The 22,477-nt window shown below is 71.8% G+C and carries 19 protein-coding genes; 12 read left to right on the top strand and 7 right to left on the bottom strand.

Features of this window, described 5'->3' with window-relative positions; translation table 11 throughout:
- Position 1: 1 nt before the first annotated feature.
- Together K8612_RS22485 and K8612_RS22480 are read right to left on the bottom strand one after the other, a co-directional pair.
- On the bottom strand, positions 2–652 hold the full coding sequence (locus tag K8612_RS22485) for a hypothetical protein (RefSeq protein WP_223763805.1): 651 nt from the start codon (positions 650–652) through the stop codon (positions 2–4).
- Positions 653–796: 144 nt separating this feature from the next.
- The gene (locus K8612_RS22480) at positions 797–2,515 is read right to left on the bottom strand and encodes a hypothetical protein (RefSeq protein ID WP_223763804.1); all 1,719 of its coding nucleotides are present in this window, start codon (positions 2,513–2,515) and stop codon (positions 797–799) included.
- A gap of 266 nt (positions 2,516–2,781) precedes the next feature.
- On the opposite strand from K8612_RS22480, the gene K8612_RS22475 reads away from it, so the two are divergent.
- Positions 2,782–4,263, top strand: a complete 1,482-nt coding sequence (locus K8612_RS22475) for a HAMP domain-containing sensor histidine kinase (protein WP_223763803.1) — start codon at positions 2,782–2,784, stop codon at positions 4,261–4,263.
- A gap of 6 nt (positions 4,264–4,269) precedes the next feature.
- On the opposite strand, the gene K8612_RS22470 is transcribed toward K8612_RS22475, so the two are convergent.
- Positions 4,270–4,848 (bottom strand): NUDIX hydrolase, encoded by a 579-nt coding sequence (locus tag K8612_RS22470; RefSeq protein ID WP_223740563.1) that lies wholly within the window; start codon positions 4,846–4,848, stop codon positions 4,270–4,272.
- 153 nt (positions 4,849–5,001) lie between these two features.
- Between K8612_RS22470 and K8612_RS22465 the strand changes: the two genes are divergently transcribed.
- Positions 5,002–6,411 (top strand): sigma-54 dependent transcriptional regulator, encoded by a 1,410-nt coding sequence (locus K8612_RS22465; protein WP_223740564.1) that lies wholly within the window; start codon positions 5,002–5,004, stop codon positions 6,409–6,411.
- A gap of 183 nt (positions 6,412–6,594) precedes the next feature.
- Positions 6,595–7,641 carry a TetR family transcriptional regulator gene (locus K8612_RS22460; RefSeq protein ID WP_223763802.1) on the top strand — a complete coding sequence of 349 codons (1,047 nt, stop codon included), beginning with the start codon at positions 6,595–6,597 and terminating at the stop codon, positions 7,639–7,641.
- Positions 7,642–7,656: 15 nt separating this feature from the next.
- Here the strand turns inward: K8612_RS22460 and K8612_RS22455 are convergent, their stop codons facing one another.
- Entirely contained in the window at positions 7,657–8,199 is a 543-nt protein-coding gene (locus K8612_RS22455; RefSeq protein WP_223763801.1) for a hypothetical protein, read from the bottom strand.
- A gap of 135 nt (positions 8,200–8,334) precedes the next feature.
- On the opposite strand from K8612_RS22455, the gene K8612_RS22450 reads away from it, so the two are divergent.
- Positions 8,335–9,390: a hypothetical protein gene (locus K8612_RS22450; protein WP_223763800.1), complete on the top strand. Its 1,056-nt coding sequence runs from the start codon at positions 8,335–8,337 to the stop codon at positions 9,388–9,390.
- 22 nt (positions 9,391–9,412) lie between these two features.
- Here K8612_RS22450 and K8612_RS22445 read toward each other — a convergent pair whose 3' ends face one another.
- Positions 9,413–9,727 carry a tetratricopeptide repeat protein gene (locus tag K8612_RS22445; protein ID WP_223763799.1) on the bottom strand — a complete coding sequence of 105 codons (315 nt, stop codon included), beginning with the start codon at positions 9,725–9,727 and terminating at the stop codon, positions 9,413–9,415.
- A gap of 61 nt (positions 9,728–9,788) precedes the next feature.
- On the opposite strand from K8612_RS22445, the gene rsfS reads away from it, so the two are divergent.
- The 4 genes from rsfS to K8612_RS22425 all read left to right on the top strand — a co-directional run bounded on the left by rsfS (position 9,789) and on the right by K8612_RS22425 (position 12,785).
- Positions 9,789–10,334 (top strand): ribosome silencing factor, encoded by a 546-nt coding sequence (rsfS, locus tag K8612_RS22440; protein WP_223740569.1) that lies wholly within the window; start codon positions 9,789–9,791, stop codon positions 10,332–10,334.
- 4 nt (positions 10,335–10,338) lie between these two features.
- The gene (locus K8612_RS22435) at positions 10,339–10,803 is read left to right on the top strand and encodes a 23S rRNA (pseudouridine(1915)-N(3))-methyltransferase RlmH (RefSeq protein ID WP_014394001.1); all 465 of its coding nucleotides are present in this window, start codon (positions 10,339–10,341) and stop codon (positions 10,801–10,803) included.
- A gap of 78 nt (positions 10,804–10,881) precedes the next feature.
- Positions 10,882–12,027, top strand: coding sequence for an RNA ligase RtcB family protein (locus K8612_RS22430; protein ID WP_223763798.1), 1,146 nt, complete (start codon positions 10,882–10,884; stop codon positions 12,025–12,027).
- Between the two features lie 56 nt (positions 12,028–12,083).
- Positions 12,084–12,785: a ComF family protein gene (locus tag K8612_RS22425; RefSeq protein WP_223763797.1), complete on the top strand. Its 702-nt coding sequence runs from the start codon at positions 12,084–12,086 to the stop codon at positions 12,783–12,785.
- A 10-nt stretch (positions 12,786–12,795) separates the two neighbouring features.
- Here K8612_RS22425 and K8612_RS22420 read toward each other — a convergent pair whose 3' ends face one another.
- Together K8612_RS22420 and K8612_RS22415 are read right to left on the bottom strand one after the other, a co-directional pair.
- Positions 12,796–13,611, bottom strand: a complete 816-nt coding sequence (locus tag K8612_RS22420; RefSeq protein WP_370639928.1) for a Uma2 family endonuclease — start codon at positions 13,609–13,611, stop codon at positions 12,796–12,798.
- A 119-nt stretch (positions 13,612–13,730) separates the two neighbouring features.
- Positions 13,731–14,048: a DUF3817 domain-containing protein gene (locus tag K8612_RS22415; protein WP_223763796.1), complete on the bottom strand. Its 318-nt coding sequence runs from the start codon at positions 14,046–14,048 to the stop codon at positions 13,731–13,733.
- 195 nt (positions 14,049–14,243) lie between these two features.
- Between K8612_RS22415 and K8612_RS22410 the strand changes: the two genes are divergently transcribed.
- From K8612_RS22410 to K8612_RS22395, 4 genes are all read left to right on the top strand, one after another.
- On the top strand, positions 14,244–15,275 hold the full coding sequence (locus K8612_RS22410) for an SIS domain-containing protein (protein WP_223763795.1): 1,032 nt from the start codon (positions 14,244–14,246) through the stop codon (positions 15,273–15,275).
- Positions 15,275–16,447: an N-acetylglucosamine-6-phosphate deacetylase gene (nagA, locus tag K8612_RS22405; protein WP_223763794.1), complete on the top strand. Its 1,173-nt coding sequence runs from the start codon at positions 15,275–15,277 to the stop codon at positions 16,445–16,447. Before K8612_RS22410 ends, nagA begins: the two co-directional genes overlap by 1 nt.
- A 57-nt stretch (positions 16,448–16,504) precedes the next feature.
- The gene (locus K8612_RS22400) at positions 16,505–18,541 is read left to right on the top strand and encodes a glycosyl hydrolase family 18 protein (protein WP_223763793.1); all 2,037 of its coding nucleotides are present in this window, start codon (positions 16,505–16,507) and stop codon (positions 18,539–18,541) included.
- 258 nt (positions 18,542–18,799) lie between these two features.
- Positions 18,800–22,462: a DUF3857 domain-containing protein gene (locus K8612_RS22395; protein WP_223763792.1), complete on the top strand. Its 3,663-nt coding sequence runs from the start codon at positions 18,800–18,802 to the stop codon at positions 22,460–22,462.
- Positions 22,463–22,477: the final 15 nt, after the last annotated feature.

The following is a 22,477-nucleotide window of genomic DNA, read 5'->3' as shown; positions in this document are numbered from 1 at the left end:
GTCAGTGCTTGTGCAGCATCCAGGACACGTCCGGCACGCGCGTGGGCTTCGTGAGGGTGGGCAGGTCGAAGAAGGCGTCGCGGCCCAGCGTGTCGATGAGCTGGGCTTCCGCGGCGTCGCCTTCCGGAGTCATGGCCTGGGTGGGCAGCTCATAGGGCTGGACGAGGACGAGCCCCCCGTCGAGTGACTGGCGCTGGGACGCGGGGATGGCGTCCAGGCGCGGGCCGAAGAGGTCCACGAAGGGGGCGCCGAAGACGTTGCGCCAGTAGAGGCCGGAGAGGCCCTCGCTGTAGTCGCGCACGTTGAAGACGCGAGTGGAACCGAAGCCGTCCTCGTTGGGCACCAGGCGCCGGTTCTTGCGTTCGAAGTCGTCACTGAGTCCGGACTGCGCAAGAGGGGAGCCCAGCAGGTGCATGATTTCGACGACCTGCCGCAAATGGGCTTCGCGCCAACCTGCCTTCCGGGCCTCCACGACGGACGTCATCCAGCCGAAGGCTCCGGTAAAGGGATACTTCCCGAAGCGCTCGGGGGAGAGATGAATGAAGTCTCGATTCGTCTTGGCTCCGATGAAGAAGCTCTTCGTTCCATACTCGTCGTAGTAGGCCGCGAGCGTATCCGCGACGGAAGAACCGGGCGCAATCGGATTCCCCATTCCCACACCACCGTAACGCATGGGCTGGAACCAACGGTCTTTTGAGAAGAACCGATGAACCAGTTCACGAATGGTGCCTGTGGAAGGAACGCCAGGAGGCAACGCGAAACAAGTGTCCAGGTATCGAATGGCCATGAGGGGCGTCTACGGAAAGGAAACGATCTTTGCACGGCCCTGCGCGCCAAGGGTGCCCAACTCCCTCCTCAACGGCTCCGTGAGCCGGGTCGCGCCCTCGGGATGTTTGGCGGAACGGATCCAGAGTTCGATGGTGCCACCATACCGCTTCACATACTCCAGCATGGCTTCCACATTGCCCGTGAGCGCCAGTTCCTTGCGGCCCTTCACCTCGACGAAGTCGTAGGGGCTGCCCCAGACGAGGTCGCCCTTGTGCCCCGTGACTGCATCCGGGACGAAGCCCTGGGCCTTGCTGCCAGGCGGGGGCAGCAGGAGGTCCGTGTTCTTCGGCAGCTTCCGTCTCTGGAGCACGGACTGCTCGAACGCGCTTCCCGCGCCCTTGTTCGTGATGACCGTCTGGTAGAGCCGCTCCCACTCCGGATCCACCGCGTACTGGAAGCTCCGGTACTTCTCCGGGTGACGGAACTGGTAGTCCACCCACGCCTGCGCCAGGTGCTCCGCGCTGCCCGGCACCAGCCGCGCGCCCTCCTCCGTCGCCCGTGAGCCCACCAGCGCCACGCGCTTGCCCTGGGACAACACACGGCCCGCCTCCGCGAGCGGCGCCTCCAGCCGCTTCGCCAACGCCCGCAGCTTCTCCACGTCCTCCGCGGACACGGCCTCACCGCGCCCCGCCGCGCGCAGCACCTGACGGAGCTCCTGGGCCTCCCGTGGCGACAGGTGCCGCACCACCCGCTGCAACACCTGCACCTCGCGCAGGCTCCGGCCCGTGAGCAGCGCGACGCGCTCCGCGCCCTGCGCGCCTTCCGACAACAGGCGCCCCGACACCACCGGCAGCGCCACGCTCACCGCGCACAGCAGCCGCTCGCCGTCCGTCAGCGGGTATCCCAGGAGGCTCTGCCCCAGCACCACGCCGCCCACGTCCGCCACCTCGCCGGTGACGGGCAGCAGCCCCAGGGCGATCTCCAGCACCACCTCTTCCGGGCGAATGCCCGGAGGCTCACGCGCCGGGTCCCAGACCGGAGGCGCGAAGCGGCCCGCCTCCACCGCGGACGCCAGGAGGCTGTCGCGCGCCAGCAGGTAGAGCGCCACCTCGCTGGGGCTCTTGCGCGGGAAGTCCGGGTCCGCCGTGTGCGTGTAGGCCCAGTCCAGCACCGCCTCCAGCAGCGCCTGCTGCGTCTCCTCGTAGAGCGCGCTCTCGGTGAGCAGCCCGTCACTCCCGAGCCGGCGGAAGTGCGCGTCCGCCAGTGCCTGACGGCGCGCATCCGCCCAGCGGTGGAACTCCTCCAGCTTCGCCTCCGCTCGCGCGGACCGCTTGCCGTCCTCGAGCAGGGCCTGGGCGTGCTTCGCCTTCAGCCGCAGGTACACCTCCAGCGGCTCGTCCTTCGCGAGCTCCTCCTCCGTCCGCGCGGACGCCCAGAGCATCAGGTCGTTGAGCGCGGCATGGCCCACCTGACGCTCCGTCTCCATCACGGCGGGCTGCTTCAAGGCGGCTCGCTTCTCGCGGATGAACGCGAGGTAGCGGCCCAATTCCTCTCCTCCGACCGTGCCGCCCGAGCCCGCGCGCTTCCACGCGGCCTCCCGCGTGAACGAAGCGGGCGAGGCGCTGTGATAGCGCCCGTAGCCGTGCATCCCCACTGGCAGGGTCCGCGAGCCCGGCGTCCCGCAGGCCGTGAGTGACAGGAGCAGCACCAGCCCCGCGCTGAATCGTCCCAGCCAACCTGTCAGCATGACGCGCCCCCTCAATCACTCACATCTACCAGCCGTGTCTGACGTTTCTTGTGAGCCGCTTCCTGACGCACAGGGGCCCCGCACGCAGCACGGACAACGCGCTCCGGCAGCCGGTTCCACGGCATGCGCCACACCTTCTCGCGCCTGTCCCATCCAAGACATCCCTCTTCCGGGGGAGCCCGCGCCGCGCTCCGGAGCGCGGAACGAGGACTGGCCACGGACGGGGGCATGCCGTTTGATGCGGGGGTGCGAGGAGCACTGCCCGGATGACGCATCGACCCCATTCCTCCCGCCTGCGGGACGCGCTGGGCTCGCTGTCCGCGCGGCTCCTGCTGGCGTTCCTCCTGCCCACCCTGCTCTTCCTGTCGCTCGCGGGCGCCTCCGTGTACGCGCTGGCCCGCGCGAGCCTGGAGGACGAGCTGGGCGCGAGCCTGTCCGCGCTCGCCGCCGCCACCGCCAGCCAGGTCAGCGGCGAGCGCATGCTCACCATCGAGCCCGGCGACGACGTGTCCGGCACCCGCACCTGGCGCGCCCTCGTGCGGCTGCTGGACGGCGTGCGCACCGCGAGCGGCGTGCGCCGGGTCTACGCCGTGGACGCGCGGGGCCGCGTGCGCGCGGACGTGGGCGGCAACCTGCCCGTGGGCACCGAGCTCCCGGACCTCGCGCGCGACCGGCTGGAATTGACGCGCGTCCTCGCGGGCAAGCGCGCCGCCAGCCAGGTGCTCTTCACCGGCTCCGACGGGCTGCTCTACAAGACGGGCTACGCCCCCGTGGTCCAGGACGGCCAGGTGGTGGGCGCCATCGGCGTGGAGGGCAGCGCGGCCTTCTTCGGACCGCTGCGGCGGCTGTGGCGCACCTTCGTCATGGCCAGCGCCGTGGCGCTCGCCGTGCTCGCCGTCATCGCCGTCATCACCGCCCGGGGACTGGCCCGTCCGCTGCGGCGGCTGATGGACTCCGCGCTGCGGATCGGCCGGGGGGACCTGACCACGCCCGTGCCGCCGGAGCCCACCCGCGAAATCGGCGTGCTCGCGCGCGAGCTGGAGGTCATGCGCGGCGCGCTGGAGGGCCGCGACCGGCAGCTCAAGCTCATGCTCGCGGGCGTGGCCCATGAGGTGCGAAACCCGCTGGGCGGCATCGCGCTCTTCTCAGGCCTCCTGCAAGAGGACCTGCGCGCGGGCGCCCACGTGGACGCGAGCAGCCACGTGGACCGCATCCAGCGCGAGGTCGCCTACCTCCAGCGCATCGTCGAGGACTTCCTCGCCTTCGCCCGCGAACAGCCGCTGGCGCGCGCGCCCATGGAGGCGCCCGACCTGCTCTCCAACGCGTGCGAGCTGCTCTCCGCGGAGGCGCACGACAAGGGCGTGGCCCTGGACGTGGCCGCCTCGCCCGCGCACCTGGAGGCGGATGGCAGCCTGCTGACCGCGGCGCTCGTGAACCTGGTGAAGAACGCCGTGCAGGCCTCGCCCGCCGGCAGCCACGTGCGGATCCGCGGCGAGGTGCGCGACGGGAGATACGCCATCGACGTCCAGGACTCGGGCCCGGGCGTGCCCGAAGCCGAGCGCGAGCGCATCTTCGAGCCCTTCTTCACCACCCGCGAGCAGGGCACCGGGCTGGGCCTGCCGCTCGCGCGGAAGATCGTCCGGGCCCACGGCGGGGAGCTCTCCCTGCGCTCCACGCCGGGCGAGACCGTCTTCACGCTGACCCTGCCCTGTCCGCCGGACGCGACAGGGCGAGGAGCGGACGCCTGACGCGCCCTACGCCGCGCCGCCCGCGCGCAGCACCTCGCGCGCCTTGAGCAACATGCGGCGCAGCGGCGCTTCATCCGCGCGCGTCAGCGCTTCGTCCCAGCCCAGCCACTGGATGCCGAACGACTCCGCGGGGTCATGCGCGAGCGACTCGGGGTCCTCCGCCACCACGAGGTAGCGCACGTCCAGGTGACAGTGCTCCGGCTCGTCCTTGCGCGCGGGGATGACGTGCACATCCACGTCCAGCGGGCGCGGCGCGGTGGGGTGCAGGTGCACGCGGCAGCCGGTCTCCTCGCGGGCCTCGCGCAGCGCGGTGGCCTCCATGTCTCCGCCGTCCCCGGCCTCCGAGTGGCCGCCCGGCTGCAGCCAGCGGTGGAGCTTCGCGTGGTGCAGCATCGCCACCCGACCGCCCGCCACGTCCACCACCACCGCGCTGCCGGTGAAGTGCGCCTCCGCCTGCGAGCGGGAGAAGGGCTCCTTCAGCGACGTGGCGAAGTGGCGCATGCGCGAGAGGTCCTCGCGCTCCTTGTCGTCCGTGGGGACGTGGCGCGCGAGCAGGTCGACGAGGGCAGCGGAGACGGGGGCCATGCGCCGGCATAGACACCCACCCGGCCCCTGACGCCAGCCCTTTCACGCCGGGCCCCACCTGCACCCCGCCGGGTCCGGTGTAGGGTGGCCTGGCGTGTGCATTCCGCCGCCCACCCACCGGTGGCCTCCCACCCCTCCTTCCCGAGCAGGCGCATGGCCCGCATCCTCGTCATCGACGACCACGACACCCTCCGCGAGGGCATGACCGTCACCCTCACCCGCTCCGGCCACACCGTGTCCGCGGTGCGCAGCGGGGCGGACGGGCTCGCCGCGTACAAGAAGGGCCCCTTCGACCTGGTCGTCACGGACCTGAAGATGGACGGCATGGACGGCATCGCCGTGACGCGCGCCCTCAAGCAGGCGGACCCTGGCGCCGTCGTCATGGTGGTGACGGCGTTCGGCACCATCGAGACCGCCGTGCAGGCCATGCAGGAGGGTGCCTACGACTTCATCACCAAGCCCTTCCCCCCGGAGGTGCTGCGCGCCAAGGTGGACAAGGGCCTGGAGCTGTCCGCCACGCGCCGCCAGGTGGAGCGCCTCACCGCCCGCACGGACGCGCATGACGCCGACGCCGCCCTCACCCACCGCGACCTGGTGGGCGACAGCGAGCCCATGCAGAAGCTGCTCGCGCAGGTGCGCAAGGTGGCCGCGAGCGACGCCACCGTGCTGGTGCGCGGCGAGAGCGGCACCGGCAAGGAGCTGGTCGCCCGGATGATCCACCAGCGCTCCCCGCGCAAGGACGGCCCCTTCGTCGTGGTGCACTGCGCGGCCCTGGCGGAGACGCTGCTGGAGAGCGAGCTGTTCGGCCACGAGCGCGGCGCCTTCACCGGCGCGGTGAAGCGCAAGCTGGGCCGCTTCGAGCTGGCCGACGGCGGCACCCTCTTCCTGGACGAGATTGGGGAGATTCCCGCCTCCGTGCAGACCAAGCTGCTGCGCGTGCTCCAGGAGAAGGAGCTGCAGCGCGTGGGCGGAGAGGAGACGCTCAAGGTGGACGTGCGCGTGGTGAGCGCCACGCACCGCGACCTCCAGGCGGAGGTGAAGGCGGGCCGCTTCCGCGAGGACCTCTACTACCGGCTGCACATCGTCCCGCTCACCCTGCCGCCCCTGCGCGAGCGCCCCGAGGACCTGCCCGCGCTCGCCCGCCACTTCGTCGCCAAGCACGCGCCCCGGGTCAACCGGCGCGTCACCGGCATCGACGACGCCACGCTGCACGCGCTCACCCGCCACGCGTGGCCCGGCAACGTGCGCGAGCTGGAGAACGTGATGGAGCAGGCGCTCGTCTTCGCCGAGGGCGACACGCTCACCCCGCAGGACCTGCCCCCGCACCTGGCCGGCCAGACGCCGCGCATGGACGCGGGGCTGCCCGTGCCCCAGGGCGACCGCCCCCTGCCGGAAATCCTGGAGGACCTGGAGCGCCAGCTCATCGCCCGCGCCTACGAGAAGGCCGGCGGCGTGAAGACGGAGACCGCCCGCCTGCTGGGCATCAAGACCTCCGCGCTGTACTACAAGCTGGAGAAGTACGGCTTCCTGCCGCGCGGCGAACGCCCCGAGGACGCTTCGTAGGTGCCCCGGGGGCCTCGGAAATCCGTCATCCGCGCCCCGGCCCCATGACTTTCCACCGTCCGGCCCACCCACCCCGTCCCACCCTGCCCCCGCAGGTGCCCGGAACCAGGGCGCTTTCCGTCGGACCTGGGAACGGAGTAGGAGGAAGGGACTGGCATCCGCCTTGCTGACGGTGTCCCCCCGATGATGTTGCGTGCCCTCCCCCTCCTCCTGTGCCTGTTCGTGGCCGCTCCCGCCGGGGCGACGTCCGGCCTGGAGCAGGCGCGCGCGAAGGCCCAGGCGGCGCGCACGGAGGCACGCACCCTGCGCACCCGGCAGCAGGGGCTGCGCGACGAGCTCAACGGCCTGGCGGCGCGCATCGAGGCCCTCAAGGCCCAGCGCCAGGGGAGGCTCACGGCGGGCGGCGAGCTGGAGTCCGCGCTGCGCCGCTCGCAGGAGCTGAGCGGGGAGCTGACGGGGCTGGCGCAGTCGGTGTCCGGCGCGGACGGCGAGGTGGAGCGCGCGCACCTGGCGCTGCACGGCGCGCTGTCCCAGGAGCTGACGCGGCTGCGCGCGGCGTGGGACGCGACGACGGACCGGGCGCAGCGCGCGCGGCTGGTGGAGCAGATGCGGTCCGTGCGCGGCGAACGGGAGGCCGTGCGCGCGGCGCTGCCCGCCTCGCAGGTGCCGGCGCTGGAGGGCGCTGCGCGCGGGGATGATCCGGAGGACCTGCTGGCGCAGGCGGACGCGCTGCGCGACTCCCAGGACAAGGTGCGCCAGCGGCTGGAGGCCCTCAAGGCGCGCATCACCGAGGTGCGCGAGGAGCGCGACCTGGACCGCCGCATGAACGACTTCCTGGGCGAGGAGTCCATGTTCGACGACCAGGACCGCCGCCTGCGCCTGCGCACCGTGGGCGACCAGGGCCTGCAGGTGGCCCCCACCCAGCGGGGCGGCCGGCAGCCGGAGGGGGTTCCGACCGACTCGATGGTGGAGTCGCCGGACTACGCGGGTGACCCGACCAAGGGACCGGGCGTCGGGGGCAACCCCACGGTGGGCGGTCCGGCCCTGTCCGTCACCGCCAGCGACCGGCGGCCCCAGGTGGACCCGGTGCGCGCCCAGGCGCTGGCCGCGGGCGGCCCGCAGGACCTGTCCTCGCTGGAGCAGGAGGCCGCGCGCCTGGAGTCCCTGGCGCGCGAGCTGGACGGGCGCGCGGGCGCGCTGGAGCGCCGCGCGAAGACGCTGGCGCCCTGAGGCGGCACCGGGCCGCTACAGCAGGCCGCCCTCCACCTCCAGCACCACCGTGGCCTGCACGCGCACCTCGCGCTCCGGCAGGCGCCCCGTGCCGCGCAGGATGATGGACATGCTGGGCGCGGCCACGTAGGGCCGCAGGTCCACGCTGCCGTCCGCGCTCAACCCCACCGTGGGGTTGGGCGGGTGCAGGCCCAGGCCCGCGATGCCCTCCCGGGACGCGAAGCGCGCCTCGGAGTTGCCCGCGCGGGCCACGGCCTCCAGTGAATCCAGGAAGCCGAAGTCCTGGTCGTTCGGGCTCAGGACCTTGAGCGTCATCGACTTCACCTGCACGCGCGTCACCTCGTCCTTGGTGACGTCGCGGTTCTTGAAGTCCTGGTTCTCGTTGAAGTCCAGGGCGGAGAAGCTGCTGATGGAGGGGAAGGCGTTGAGGAGCGTGGAGGTGCCGGCGGGGTTCGCGGGCACCGTCGCCTCGCCCTGGACCTCCGTGGTGAAGGACGCCGGGGAACAGGCGGCGAGCCCCAGGCCGGCCACCGCCGCGAGGAAGGACGCGTAAGACATGGCGCCAATGTACCGGGCGGCCGGGTGCGGCGTCACCGACCGCGGGCACGCCCCGGGTGTCCCGGGGACGACGTGGCCGCGGAGGGCACTTGCGAGCGTGGGGATGCCAGCGGGGCGGAGTATGGTGCGCGCGTCTTGGACCGCCGCCTCCTCCCGCTCCTGCTGGCCCTCAGCATCCCCTGGGGCGGAGGTGCGCGCGCGGCCGAGTGGCAGGGCTCGCTGAGGGGCACCGGCCGGCTGCTCGTGGACAGCAACGCCCCGCGCGACTTCTCCGACGGCGCCACGCCCGGCCCCGGCGCGGACCTGGCGCTGAGCGCGCTGGGCGTGGCGGAGGGACGGGGCACCGGCGAGCGGGCCCAGGTGGTGGGCCGGTACGAGCTGGGCGCCCGGAAGTACCTGGACTACGCCAACGAGGACACGCTGGTGCAGGCGGGCGCGCTGGAGGGCTCGCTCGCCCTGGGCACCGAGTGGGGCGTGGGCGCGGAAGGCCACGCCAAGGACCGGCGGGGCGGCAGCCGCGCGTACTCGGACCTGGGCGCCAGCCTCTTCGCCGAGTACGCCCCGGACGTGCGCCTGGCCCTGCGCCTTCGCCTGGGTGCGCGCCGCTTCGTGTACCGCCCGGACCACACGGCCGACTTCGGCGGCCCGGAGGTGGGCGTCCTGGGCCGCTACCGGTTGACCCCGCGCCACACGCTGAGCGTGTTCGGCGAGTGGGGCTCGCGCCGCTACGGCCCCTTCGCCCGGCCCCTCCCCGGCGTCAACGCGGCCCCCGTGCGGCGGCAGGACGGCGCGCTGGTGGCGGGGGCGGGCTACACGTACCGGGGGCCGGTGAAGCTGTCGCTCACCTATGCCTTCCAGGAGGTCAGCTCCAACAGCTTCGGCGAGACGGCCCTGCGCCACCGGCTCACCGGCAGCGCGGGGGTGCGGCTGCCGTGGCGGGTGACGCTGCTGGCGCAGGGGACGCTGGGCCTGGCGCGCTACCCGGACGGCATCTTCCTGTCGCCGGAGATCATCCTGGTGGAGGAGGACGAGGGGCAGAACTCGCTGTCCCTCAAGCTGGCCCGGCCCGTCTCCGCCCGCGTGGACCTGGAGCTGTCCTGGGGCCTCTGGAGCACGCGCCTGCCGCGCAATGACTTGCGTTACACGCGTCAGGTGTTCGGCGTGGGCTTCACCTGGCGGGACCAGGACTAGGAGCCCAGGCCCCGGAGCACCGTCAGTCCAGGTCGGCGATGCGCTCGTCGATCTCCTCGGCCAGGCTGGGGTGCTGCTGGGCGAGCGCGTGGTCCCGGGCGGTGGTGAGCACCTCTTTCGCCTTGTCCGTCTGGCCGGCCCCCGCGTAGGCGTCCCCCAGGGAGACGAGGGCGGCGGCGTACTTCGGGTCCAGCCGGACGGCGGCCTCCAGACTCTGGATGGCGCTGTCGTACTCCTTGCGCTCCAGGTGGAGCTTCCCCAGGGAGAACCAGGCCATGGGGGCGTCGGGGAACTGGGCCGTCATCTTCTTGAACTGCTCCAGGCGGGGGTCGCTCATGGACGGAACCCATTAGAGGAGCGCTGGAAGCTTGCCAAGGGTGCGCTAGGGTATCCGCCACATGGCCACGAAGAAGAAGACCCCTGCATCCAAGAAGGCGAAGGCGAAGAGCGCGACCCGGGCTCCGGCCCGCAAGAAGACGGCCGCCAAGAAGGCGAAGCCGGGCGTGCGTCCGCCGCCGCGCAAGAAGACCGCCGCCGCGCGCAAGAAGGCTCCGAAGCCCGCCGCCCCGCCCGCGCCTCCCAAGCCCGCGGAGAACGCGAAGGCGCGCGAGCTGGCGCGCCGCATCGGCAACCTGCTGCTGGACAAGAAGGCCACGGACGTCGTCATCCTCGACATGCGCGGGATGACGTCCTACGCGGACTACATCGTCATCGCCTCCGGCGAGAGCGACCGCCAGGTGAGCGCCATGGCGGAGAACGTCCAGGTGCAGCTCAAGCAGGACCCGCAGCCCCTGCGCCCCATCAGCACCGAAGGCCTGGAGACGGGCCAGTGGGTGCTCCTGGACTACGACGACGTCGTGGCCCACCTGTTCAACGGCGAGGTGCGCGCCTTCTACGACCTGGACGGGCTGTGGGCGGACGCGCCCCGGGAGAAGCTGTCCTAGTCCCGTGAAGGTCCGCCTCCTCTCCATCGGCAAGGACCGCTCCGGGTTGTTCGAGCCCGCCGTTCAGGAGTACGCGCGGCGGCTCGAGCACTACACGCGCTTCGAGCTCTTGGAGCTGAATGAGGCGTCGGGCCGCAAGCTCAAGCCCGGCGAGGCGAAGTCCGCGGAGGCCGCCGCCATCCTGGGCAAGCGCAAGCCGCAGGACTGGATTGTCGCGCTGGACGAGCGCGGCACGCTGCTGGATTCGGTGGAGCTTGCCCGCTACGTCGCGAAGGCGCAGACGGGCTCCAAGGACCTGCTCTTCGTCATCGGCGGAGACGAGGGCCTGGACGACTCGGTGCGTGGCGCGGCGCATCAGGTGATGTCGCTGTCGCGGATGACGCTGCCCCACCGGCTGGCGCGGGTGGTGCTCATCGAGCAGCTCTACCGCGCGTTCACCATCCTGAAGGGCGAGCCCTACCACAAGTAGGCGGCCGGGCAGCCTGTCCCGAGGCGCTGGGGGCCCGGGCGTCAGGGCGCGTGAAGCGACCGCGTCGAAGCGGCCATCATGAACACGCCCTCTTCTGAAACCTCCACGGCCGCCACCGTGCGCATCATCGCCTCGCCCCAGTCCTGGGTGGAGGGCGAGGCCGTCCGCCAGCTTGAGGCCGTGTCGCGCCTGCCCGGGATGCGGCTCGCGGTGGGCCTGCCGGACCTGCACCCCGGCAAGGGCGCTCCGGTGGGCGCGGCCTTTGAATCCGAGGGCTTCCTCTATCCCTACCTCGTGGGCAGCGACATCGGCTGTGGCATGGGGTTGTGGGACGTGGACCTGCTGACGCGCAAGGCGAAGGCGGAGCGGTGGGCGGCGAAGCTGGACCTGGAGGGGCCGTGGGTGGGGGACACGGAGGCGGTGCTCGCGGAGCACGGCGCGAGCGGCACGGGCTTCGAGTCGGCGCTGGGCACGGTGGGCGGCGGCAACCACTTCGCGGAGGTGCAGCGGGTGGAGGAGGTGCACGACGCGCGCGTCTTCGAGGCGCTGGGCCTGCGGGAGGAGCGGCTGCTGCTGCTCGTGCACTCGGGGTCGCGCGGGTTGGGGGAGGCCATCCTGCGCAAGCATGTCGACCGGCATGCCGCGGGCGGACTGGCGGCGGACTCGGACGAGGCGCGCGAATACCTCCAGCGGCATGACGGCGCGGTGCTGTGGGCGAAGGCGAACCGGGCGCTGGTGGCGCAGCGGACGCTGGAGGGGATTGGGGCGACGGGGCGGCGGGTGCTGGACGTGTGCCACAACAGCGTGACCGCGCGGCATGGGGGCGGACGCGTGGGGTGGCTGCACCGCAAGGGCGCGGCGCCGTGGGACGAGGGGCCGGTGGTGATTCCCGGCAGCCGGGGCGCGCTGAGCTATCTGGTGTTGCCGGTGGGCACGGGCGAGCAGAGCGCGTGCAGCCTGGCGCACGGCGCGGGACGCAAGTGGACGCGCTCGGCGGCGCGGGAGCGGCTGAAGGAGCGCTTCACGGCGGAGTCGCTGACGCGCACGTCCTTCAAGAGCCACGTGGTGTGCGAGGACCGGGACCTGCTCTTCGAGGAGGCACCGCCGGCCTACAAGGCCATCGACCGCGTGGTGACGGACCTGGTGGAGGCGGGGTTGGTGCGGGTGGTGGCGACGCTGGCGCCGGTGCTCACGTACAAGACGCGAGGCCGCACGGCGGAGTGAGCGGCACGGGGCTGGCACGGGAGGCGCGGGAGGAACCGCCCCTGGGAGGCCCGGAGATGTGGAAGGCGCTGTTGGACCTGGTGTATCCGCCCATGTGTCTGGCCTGCGCGAAGGTGCTGCCGGGCGTGGGCGCGGTGTTCTGCGAGCCGTGTGACACGGCGTTGGAGCGGCTGCCGCCGGTGTGTTGCCGGACGTGCGCGGAGCCGGGCGCGTTCCCGGGGAACACCTGTCCGCGTTGCCGGACGATGCCGCCGCCATTCAGCCGGGCCTGGGCGCCCTTCGCGCACGAGGGGCCGGTGGCGAGGGCCATCCACCGGTTCAAGTACGAGGACCACCCGGACCTCGCGGCGCCGTTGGGGACGCTGCTCGCGGACGAGGCGCGGCGGTTCCTGAGGACCGCGCCGGGGTGCGTGGTGGCGTTGCCGCTGCATGTGCGGCGCTTCCGGAAGCGGCAATACGATCAGGCGCACCTGCTCGCGGGGGAGTTGGCGAAGGTCACGGGGCGGACGGCGCCGGTGGGGTGGCTTGTGCGCACGCGGGAGACGCGCCGGCAGGTGGGGCTGAGTGAAGCGGAGCGCGCGGGCAACGTGGCGGGAGCGTTCGTGGCGTCGCGGGCGGTGAAGGGGCAGGAGGTGTTGCTCCTGGACGACGTGTTCACCACGGGGTCCACCGCGAGGGCCGCCGCTGTCGCTCTGAGAGACGCGGGGGCCACGCGAGTGGAGGTACTGACCCTGGCGAGGGCGTTCACCCTCGCCTGAGGGCCATGGCTCAGAGCTGGGACTTCTTGAGCCGGGCGAGCTCGGCCTCGAGTTCCTGAAAGCGGCGTTCGGCCGCATTCGCGCGCCGGGCTTCCTCGTCCGCGCGCCGGGATTCTTCATCCGCACGCCGGGATTCTTCCTGGGCACGGCGTTGCAGGCTCATCGTCTGGTCTTCCAGGCGTTCGATGAACTCCTCGGAGACCAGCAGCGGTGCATTGCCCGCCCAGAAACGCACGTCCTCGCCCTCGACCTGGAGTTCGAGTCCCAGTACCTCCGAGACGAAGCGTCCGTGCCGGGACTCCATGCGCGTGTAGACGCGCGCATCCGGTGTCGCCAGCCGGTAGCCCTCCAGCGTGAGGCATCCCCCATCGAAGATGAAGTACTCGGGGATTCCCAGACGGGCATACCGGCCCACGTTGAACTCGGCATCCTTCTTCCGGTCGCCCCCGACGTGGATCTCCATCACCCAGTCGAGCCCGTGCCCCTCGTGGCTCACCAGCCACTTCTTCCGGCGATGGTTCTCGACGTCCAGCACGACCAACAGGTCCGGCGCGAACCGGCGCTCCGCCGGGTAATACACCGGCAGCTCCGAGCCCACGTAGGCCTTGCGTCCACGGCGCTTGAAGTAGCCCCGGAGCGCCTCGCGCGCGAGCATCTTGGGTTCCTGATGGCTGTCCCCCTCGGGCATCGCCATCTCTTCGTACGTCACCTCACCCGGCAGCGTTGCCACCACCCGGTCCCGCTCCGCCTGCCCCATCCGATCCCATTCTTCCTGCGAAGGCGCCCGGGGGAAGGCGTCTCCAACCTTGTCGGTATGACGTCCCATGACCTCAAGCCTGCGTCGGGTAGGCCCCATGGTCAATCACCCCCGCGCGGGCTCTGAGCAAGCAACGCGCCAGGGAATACTCGTACCGGCGTCCAGGCTTCGCGGCGAATGACCTCGAATCAGCGCGTCTTCGCCGGCTCCAGCGCGAGCGCCTCGCTCCGCAACTGCGCGTCCAGCCAGAACGTCCCGCCCGGCACGAGCGAGGCCACGAAGGCCACGGCGATCCGCTTCACGCCCCAGCGGTATTCGATGGCCGCCATCATCAGCGTGTAGAGGTACGCCATGAACAGCACCCCGTGCGCCATGCCCACCACGCGCACGCCCTGGGGCATGTTCATCACGTACTTCAGCGGCATGGCGATGAGCAGCAGCACCAGGAAGGACAGGCCTTCCCAGAAGGCGACGGCGCGGAAACGGCCCAGGGCGGTCTTCAGCATGACGTCCTCTCTCCTCCGCCCATCCCCTGACGTCAAGGGACCCGGCCACCGCGACCGCGCCTGCCCGCTCCAGGTCCCGCCTGACGCCACGGCCGCCCAGCCACGCACCGGATGTCGGAAGCACCACGCCCGGCGCCTTCCTCCCCCCGTCCACCCCCGGAGGCTGTTATCCCCCCGAGCGTGGACCCCACCTCGATGAACTCCTCCCTCCCCGCCCTCGCACGCGAGGCCGCCGAGGCACCGGCCGCCGCCCGCCGCCAGCTCGAACGCTGCCGCGACACCTTCGCCTACCTGGGCGCCCGCCTGCGCCGCACGCCTCCGCGCTTCGTCGTCACCTGCGCGCGAGGCAGCTCCGACCACGCGGCCGTCTACGGCAAGTACCTCATCGAGACCACGCTGGGCCGCGCCGTCGCCTCGCTGGGCCCCAGCGTCGCGTCCGTCTACAACACGCGCTCCCTGGACCTGCGCGACGCGCTCTTCATCGCCGTGTCCCAGTCCGGCCAGAGCCCCGACCTGCTGCGCATGACCGAGGCCGCCCGAGCGGGAGGCGCCGTCGTGCTGGGCTTCATCAACGACGAAGCCGCTCCACTCGCCGGGCTGTGCGACGTGCGCATCCCGCTGTCCGCCGGCCCCGAGCACAGCGTCGCCGCCACCAAGTCCTATCTGCTCTCCGGGCTCGCCTTCCTCCAGCTCGCCGCGCACTGGTCGGACTCCGCGGAGTTGCATGACGCCGCCCGGCGGCTCCCGGACGCGCTGGAGGCCGCGGGGAAGCTCGACTGGTGGCCGGCGCTCGCGACGCTCAAGGACGCCAGCAGCCTCTATGTCGTCGGCCGGGGCAGCGGCCTGGGCGCCGCGCTGGAGATGGCCCTCAAGCTCAAGGAGACCTGCCGTCTGCACGCGGAGGCCTTCAGCACCGCGGAGGTCCTCCACGGGCCGCTCGGGCTGGTGCGGCCGGGCTTCCCCGTGCTCGCGCTGGGGCAGGAGGACAACGCCGCGCAAGGCACCCGCGACGTCGTGCAGCGCATGGTCGAGCTGGGCGCGAACGTCCACACCGCCCTGCCCGTCCCCGGCGCGCAGGCCCTGCCCACGCTGCCGGACGTTCCCGCGGCCATCGCGCCGCTCTGCCAGGTGCAGAGCTTCTACTTCGCGGTGCACCAGCTCGCGACGGCGCGAGGCCTGGACCCGGATGCGCCCGCGCACCTGCGCAAGGTCACGGAGACCGTGTGATGCCCACCGTCCTCCAGGGCGCCCGTGTCTTCACCGGGGACCAGGTCCTCGAAGGTCACGCCGTCGTCATCGAGGACGGGACCGTCCATGCCGTGGTGCCCCGGGCCGGGCTCCCCACCGGCGCCACCGTGCACACGCTGCCGGAGGACGCGCTCCTGGTCCCCGGCTTCGTGGACGTGCAGGTCAACGGCGCGGGCGGCGTGCTCTTCAACGACACGCCCACCGAGGAGGCCGCGCTCGCCATCGCCTCCGCCATGCGCACGTGCGGCACCACGGGCCTGCTCCCCACCTTCATCACCGACGACGCCGCCCGCATGCGCGAAGCCTGCGAGGCCGCGCTCACCGCCACCGCGCGCCCCGGCAGCGGTGTCCTTGGCATCCACCTGGAGGGCCCCTTCATCAGCCGCGAGCGCGCCGGTGTCCACGTGCCCGCGTTCATCCGCACGCCCGACCCTCGCGACCTCGACTACCTCACCACCCTGCCCCGCCGCTTCGCCGCGCACGGCGGCCGCGTGCTGATGACGCTCGCTCCCGAGTGCGTGGACGACGCCACCCTGCGCCGCCTCGCCAGCTCCGGCGTCGTGCTCAGCGCGGGCCACACCGCCGCCACCAGCGAGCGCACCACCCAGGCCCTGCAATCCGGCGTGCGCGGCTTCACCCACCTGTTCAACGCCATGCCCCCGGTGATGAACCGCCAGCCCGGCCCCGTCGTCGCCGCGCTCACCCATGACGACGCGTGGTGCGGCGTCATCGCGGACGGCGTGCACGTGCACGCGGACAACCTGCGCCTGCTCCTCAAGGTCAAACCGCCGGGCAAGGTGTTCCTCGTCACGGACGCCATGCCGCCCGTCGGCACGCCCGTCACGTCCTTCACCCTCCAGGGACGCGCCATCCTGCGCCGCCACGGCCGCCTGGAGACGGAGGACGGCACGCTCGCGGGCGCGGACATCGACCTCACGGCGGCCGTGCGCCACTGCGTCCAGGCGCTCGGCGTCCCCCTGGAGGAGGCGCTGCGAATGGCCTCACTCCACCCCGCCACCTTCATGGGACTGCACGGCCACCGGGGACGCATTGCCCCCGGGCATCGCGCGGACCTCGTGCTGTTGAAGCCGGACCTTTCCGTCCACACCACCTGGGTCGGCGGGCAGGCGAAATCCAAAGCCAGCCATTAACCCGGAAAAATGGGTGCGTGACTCCTTCCGCGTGTACCGCAGGCGAGGAGAACACGAATGCGTCGTAGCAAATGGATTGTGGGCCTGGTGGCGTCCGCGCTGACCGTCGCCGGCTGTGGTCAGGAGTCCTTCGCACCCGGAGCCGAGGGCCCGGGCAGCGTGATGAAGGCACCGCTGGAGGCCGCGTGGGCCGTGGGCGTCGCCTACGCCGTGGGCACGCGCGTCACCTACGAAGGCCGCGTCTATGAATGCCGTCAGGCCCACACGTCCCAGGCGGACTGGACGCCCACGGCCGTGCCGGCGCTGTGGCTGGACCTGGGCCCCGTCACGGGCGGCGGCGACACCACCGCGCCCGTCGTCACCGCGTCGAGCAGCAGCACGAGCGTCACCGCCGCGGGCTCCATCACCGTCTCCGCGAGCGCCACGGACAACGTGGGCGTGACCCGGATGGAAATCCTGGAGAACGGCACGCTCGTCGCCACCGCGTCCTCGTATACGCGCAGCTTCTCCGGCTCCGGGCAGAACGGCACGTACACGTACACCGTGAAGGCGTACGACGCCGCCGGCAACGTGGGCTCGAAGACGGTCACCGTCACCGTCGCCATCCCCTCCAACGGCGACACCACCGCCCCCGTCGTCACCGCCAGCGCCAGCGCGTCGCGCATCACCGCCGCGGGCTCCTTCACCGTCTCCGCGAGCGCCACGGACAACGTGGGCGTGACGAAGCTCGAGATCCTGGAGAACGGCACGCTCGTGGCCACCGCGTCGTCGTTCACGCGCGCCATCTCCACGTCCGCGCAGAACGGCACGTACACGTACACCGTGAAGGCCTACGACGCCGCGGGCAACGTGGGCACGAAGACGGTGAGCGTCGTGGTGGAGCTGCCCGGCACGCCTCCGCCGGGCGGCAAGCGCATCGTCGGCTACTTCACCGCGTGGGGCATCTACGCCCGCAACTACCAGGTCTCCCACGTCCCGGCGTCGAAGCTCACGCACATCAACTACGCCTTCTCCAACATCTCCCCGGACGGCAAGTGCATCCTCGGGGACGCGTTCGCGGACATCGACAAGGGCTTCGGCTTCCCCGGTGAGTGGGACCCGGGCGCGCTGCGCGGCAACTTCCGCGCGTTCAAGGAGCTGAAGAAGACGAACCCGCACCTCAAGCTGCTCATCTCCATTGGCGGCTGGTCCTGGTCCAAGTACTTCTCCCAGGTCGCCGCCACCGCCGCGTCGCGCACCGCGTTCGTGAAGTCCTGCGTGGACCTGTACGTGAAGGGCCAGTTCCCCGGCGTCACCCCGGCCAACGGCGTGGGCGTGTTCGACGGCATCGACGTGGACTGGGAGTACCCCACCGGCGGCGGCCTGCCGGACAACATCAGCAGCCCCGCGGACAAGGTGAACTACACCCTTCTCATGCAGGAGTTCCGCACCCAACTGGCCGCCGTCACCGCGCAGACGGGCCAGCCGTACCTGCTCACCATCGCGTCCGGCGCGTCACCGGACCTGCTCGCCAACAAGCAGGAGACCGTGAAGCTGGCCGGCATCCTCGATTGGATCAACGTGATGTCCTACGACTACCACGGCGCCTTCGAGAGCACGGTCAACTTCCACTCCGCGCTGGACCGCGTGACGGGCGACCCGGGCGCCAACGACGGCTTCTACACGGACGGCTCCATCAGCAAGATGCTCCAGTTGGGCGTGCCCGCGTCCAAGATCGTCGTCGGCGTGCCCTTCTACGGCCGCGGCTGGGGCAACGTGCCCAACGTGAACAACGGCCTGTTCCAGTCCGGCGTCCCCACCAAGGGCACCTGGGATGACGGCCAGTCCGGCCTCACCGGCGTGTTCGACTACAAGGACCTCAAGGCCCACTACGAGCGCGCGGGCTCCGGCTACACGAAGTTCTTCCACCCGGAGAGCAAGCAGGCCTACGTCTACAGCCCCACGACGAAGGTGTGGGTCGCCTACGACGACCCGCAGAGCCTCAACGCCAAGTCGGACTACATCCTGTCCAAGGGGCTGGGCGGCGCGATGTTCTGGGAGCTGAGCGGCGATGACGGCAGCCTCGTCGACACGCTCTACAACAAGCTCCACTGACGCCAGGCCCCCAACCAGGGGCACCCACACCGGGGCCGGCACGGGCAGCACGCCCGCGCCGGCCCTGTGCGTTTTCGTGCCCTGGCCTTCACGGGCCCACCCCGCCCCACATCGGTCCGGCATAGAGTGGGGCGCGGATGGGTTGCCTGCCCGCCGTCCGGGGCCGCATGCAGGGGAAGGCCGTGACGGGTCCGCCTGTTCACTGGCGTCACCACCCCCTGCCTGCCCCCGGGCGCCGCCGATACTCGAGGAGAACGGATGTCGCGTTTCACATCGCTGGCCGCACTAGTCGTGCTCACCTGCCCCGTGCTGGGGCTCGCGAAGCCGAACGCGGACGACCGGGCCCGCGAGTACGCGGCCGAGGCCGTCAAGGCCGCCAACTCGCCGCGCGGCGGCGCCGCGCTCCTGCGCATGCACGCGCTGGTGGATGACGTGGAGGACCTCACCCCGCTGGTGAGCACCTACCAGCAGATCGCGTCCCGCCGCACGTCGGACGTGAACACGCGCACCACCGCGCAAATCCTGCTCATGGACGCGGAGCGCTCGCGCGGCCGGATGGTGCGCGCCAACGAGGTCCGCCAGTGGCTGGGCTTCGTCAACGACTACTACGTCGTGGGCGGCTTCGAGAACGAGGGCAAGGCCGGCTGCGACACGGACTTCGGTCCGGAGGCCGCCAACCTGGACCTCACCGCGCGCTACCCCGGCGCCAAGGGCCACGAGGCCACCTGGCGCAAGCTGTCCGTCACGTCCGCGGACGGCTACGTGGACCTGGCCACCGCGGTGCGCCCCAACAAGGAGTCCGTGGCGTACGCGCTCACCTGGCTGGAGGTGCCGCAGGACACGCGCGTGCCGCTGGCCCTGGGCACCTCCGGCGGCTACCGCCTGTGGGTGAACGGGCAGCTCGCGTCCAAGGAGGACCGCTACAACCTGCCGCGCCCGGACCAGACGCGCGTGTCGGTGAAGCTCAAGAAGGGCCTCAACCGCGTGCTGGTGAAGGTGTGCCAGGAGTCCGGCCCGCTGGGCTTCTACCTGCGCTCGGAGTCCGCGTCCGCCCGCGCCTCGCTGCCCGCCAAGGCCCCCGCCCTGGAGCGCATGCCCGCGCCCGCGCCGCAGCCCCTGCCCACGCTGACCTCCTCGCTGCGCGCGCTGGTGGAGAAGAACCCGGACGACGCGGCCCTGCGCGGCGACTACGCCCAGGTGCTGTCCTTCTTCCGCGCGTATGACGAGCGCGAGCACACCGCCAGCGCCGAGGCCGCGCTCGCCGCGGAGAGCGCCCCCAACGACGCGCGCCTCCAGGTGCTGGCCGCCAACACCCAGACGGACGACCTCAACGAGCGCCGCCGCTTCCTGGAGGCCGCCGTGAAGGCGGACCCCACCTACGCCCCCGCGCGCCTGGCGCTGGCGGACCATGAGATGGACCGCAGCCACCCGGAGCGCGTGCAGCCGCTGCTCGCCCCCCTCCTGGAGGTGGAGGACGGCCGCAACGTGCCGGGCGCGCGCCTGCTGCTCGCCCGCGCGGCGGAGGCCCTGGGCGAGCGCGCCCGGGCGCACGCGCTGATTGAAGAGGCCTTCCGCCAGCAGCCCCGCGTGCCCCGCGTGGTGCGCGTGGCCGCCGCGGCGTCCCGTCAACTGGGCCGCGCCCAGGAGGCCATGGACCGCATGCGCGTGGTGCTGGCGCTGCGCTACGACGACACCAACACCCGCCGCCAACTGGCCTCCATGCTCGCGGACGCGGGCAAGGTGGACGCCGCCGAGCGCGAGTACGCGAAGCTCACCGACCTGAACCCCTTCGACAACGGCAGCCGCGTGCGGCTGGCGGAGCTGAAGGCCGCCAACGGCGCCGTGGAGGAGGCCACCGCCCTCTTCACGGAGGCCAAGGCGCTCTCCCCGGATGAGCCGGAGGTGTACGAGCGCGAGGGCCGCGCGCTGCTCGCCGCGGGCCAGCGCGAGCCCGCCCTGGCCGCCTTCGAGAAGTCGCTGGCGCTGCGCCCGCAGAACCCCGGCCTCAAGGAGGCCCTGCGCACGCTCAAGGGCGAGTCCGAGAGCGCGGGCACCCAGTACCTGGTGGACGCGAAGCCCCTGTCCAAGGAGGCCGAGGGCTACGTGCACGAGGACGCCCTGTACCTCGTGGACAACACCTACGTGCGCGTGCAGAAGAGCGGCCTGTCCAGCCGCCTGCAGCAGATGGTGGTGCGCGTGTACAACCAGCGCGGCGTGGACGCGTTCCGCAGCGTGCCGGTGACGTACTCGCCGGACCGCCAGGAGGTGCGCGTGCTGCGCGCCCGCGTGACGAAGCCGGACGGCTCCGTGGTGGACAGCTACGGCGACGCGGACCGCAACATCAACGAGCCGTGGACGGGCATGTACTACGACGCCCGCGCGCGCATCCTGTCGTTCCCGTCGCTGGCCGCGGGTGACACGCTGGAGCTCACCTACCGCCTGGACGACACCGCGCAGGACAACCTGCTGTCCGACTACTGGGGCGACGTGGAGAGCGTGCAGGGCACCTACCCGAAGGTGCGCTTCCAGTACGTCGTGGACATGCCCCAGGAGCGGCCGCTGTACTGGAACAAGAGCCGCCTGGCCGGCGTGGAGCAGCGGCAGGAGTCCCCCGAGTCCGGCCGCACCGTGTACCGCTTCGGCGCGAAGCACGTCTCCAAGGTCGTGCCGGAGCCGGGCATGCCGGGCTGGGCGGAGGTCGCCCAGAACCTGCACATCTCCACGTACAAGACGTGGGACCAGGTGGGCCACTACTGGTGGGGCCTGGTGCGCGACCAGCTCCAGCCCAACGCGGAGCTGAAGGCCACGGTGGACCAGGTGCTCACCGGCGTGGACCGCAAGGACCAGCTCGCCGTGGTGCGCGCCATCTATTCGTTCGTCGTCACCAACACCCGCTACGTGGCGCTGGAGTTCGGCATCCACGGCTTCAAGCCGTACCGGGTGGACCGCGTGCTCGCGCGCCGCTTCGGCGACTGCAAGGACAAGGCGAGCCTCATCCACTCCATGCTGAAGGTGGCGGGCGTGGACAGCCGGCTGGTGCTCCTGCGCATGCGCAACCTGGGCTCGCTGGACGCGGAGCCCGCGTCGCTGGCGGCCTTCAACCACGCCATCGCGTACGTGCCCAAGTTCGACCTGTACCTGGACGGCACGGCGGAGTTCCACGGCGCCAGGGAGCTCCCGTCCGCGGACCGCGTGGCCAACGTGCTGGTGGTGGACCCCAACGGCACCAGCAACTTCCTCACCACGCCGGAGGCGAAGGCGGAGGACAACAAGACGACGCTGGCCATGGACGTGGCGCTGCGCCCGGACGGCGGCGCGGACGTGAAGGGCCAGAGCAGCGTGTCCGGCCAGTCCGCGCCGGACTACCGCCGCGCCTACCGCCCGGAGTCCACGCGCAAGTCCACCTTCGAGCGCGCCTGGGCGCAGAGCTTCCCCGGCCTCACCGTGCGCGAGGTGAAGCTCAGCGACACCACCCGCCTGGATGACGACGTGACGCTGGACTTCCACATGGGCATCCCGCGCTACGCGGAGGTGCTGCCCGGCGGCAGCCTGCGCTTCCTGCCCTTCGGCACGGGGCGCACGTACCAGCAGGCCTACGCGTCGCTCGCCGAGCGCCGCTTCGACCTGGTGATGCAGAGCCCCTGGGTGAACACCTTCAAGCTGCGCTACACGCTGCCCGGCGGCTACACCGTGGCGGACATGCCGCAGGCGGTGGAGGAGACCACCCCGTTCGGCCGCGTGAAGCTCAGCTACCGCGTGGAGAACGGCGCGCTCATCGCCGACGGTGAGGTGGCCCTCTCCGTCGCCCGCATCAAGGCGGACGAGTACCCCCGGTTCCGTGAGTTCCTGGGCCGCGTGGACCGCGCCTTCGGCCGCCGCATCCTGCTCCAGGGGCCGGGGCAGAAGACGGCTTCGCGGTAATCGCCGACACTCGCG

Origin of the sequence: Corallococcus sp. AS-1-6 (assembly GCF_020037015.1) — a bacterium.
Lineage (GTDB): Bacteria > Myxococcota > Myxococcia > Myxococcales > Myxococcaceae > Corallococcus.
The sequence above is the reverse complement of the archived record's forward strand: the minus strand, read 5'-3'. Positions and strand labels throughout refer to the sequence as shown.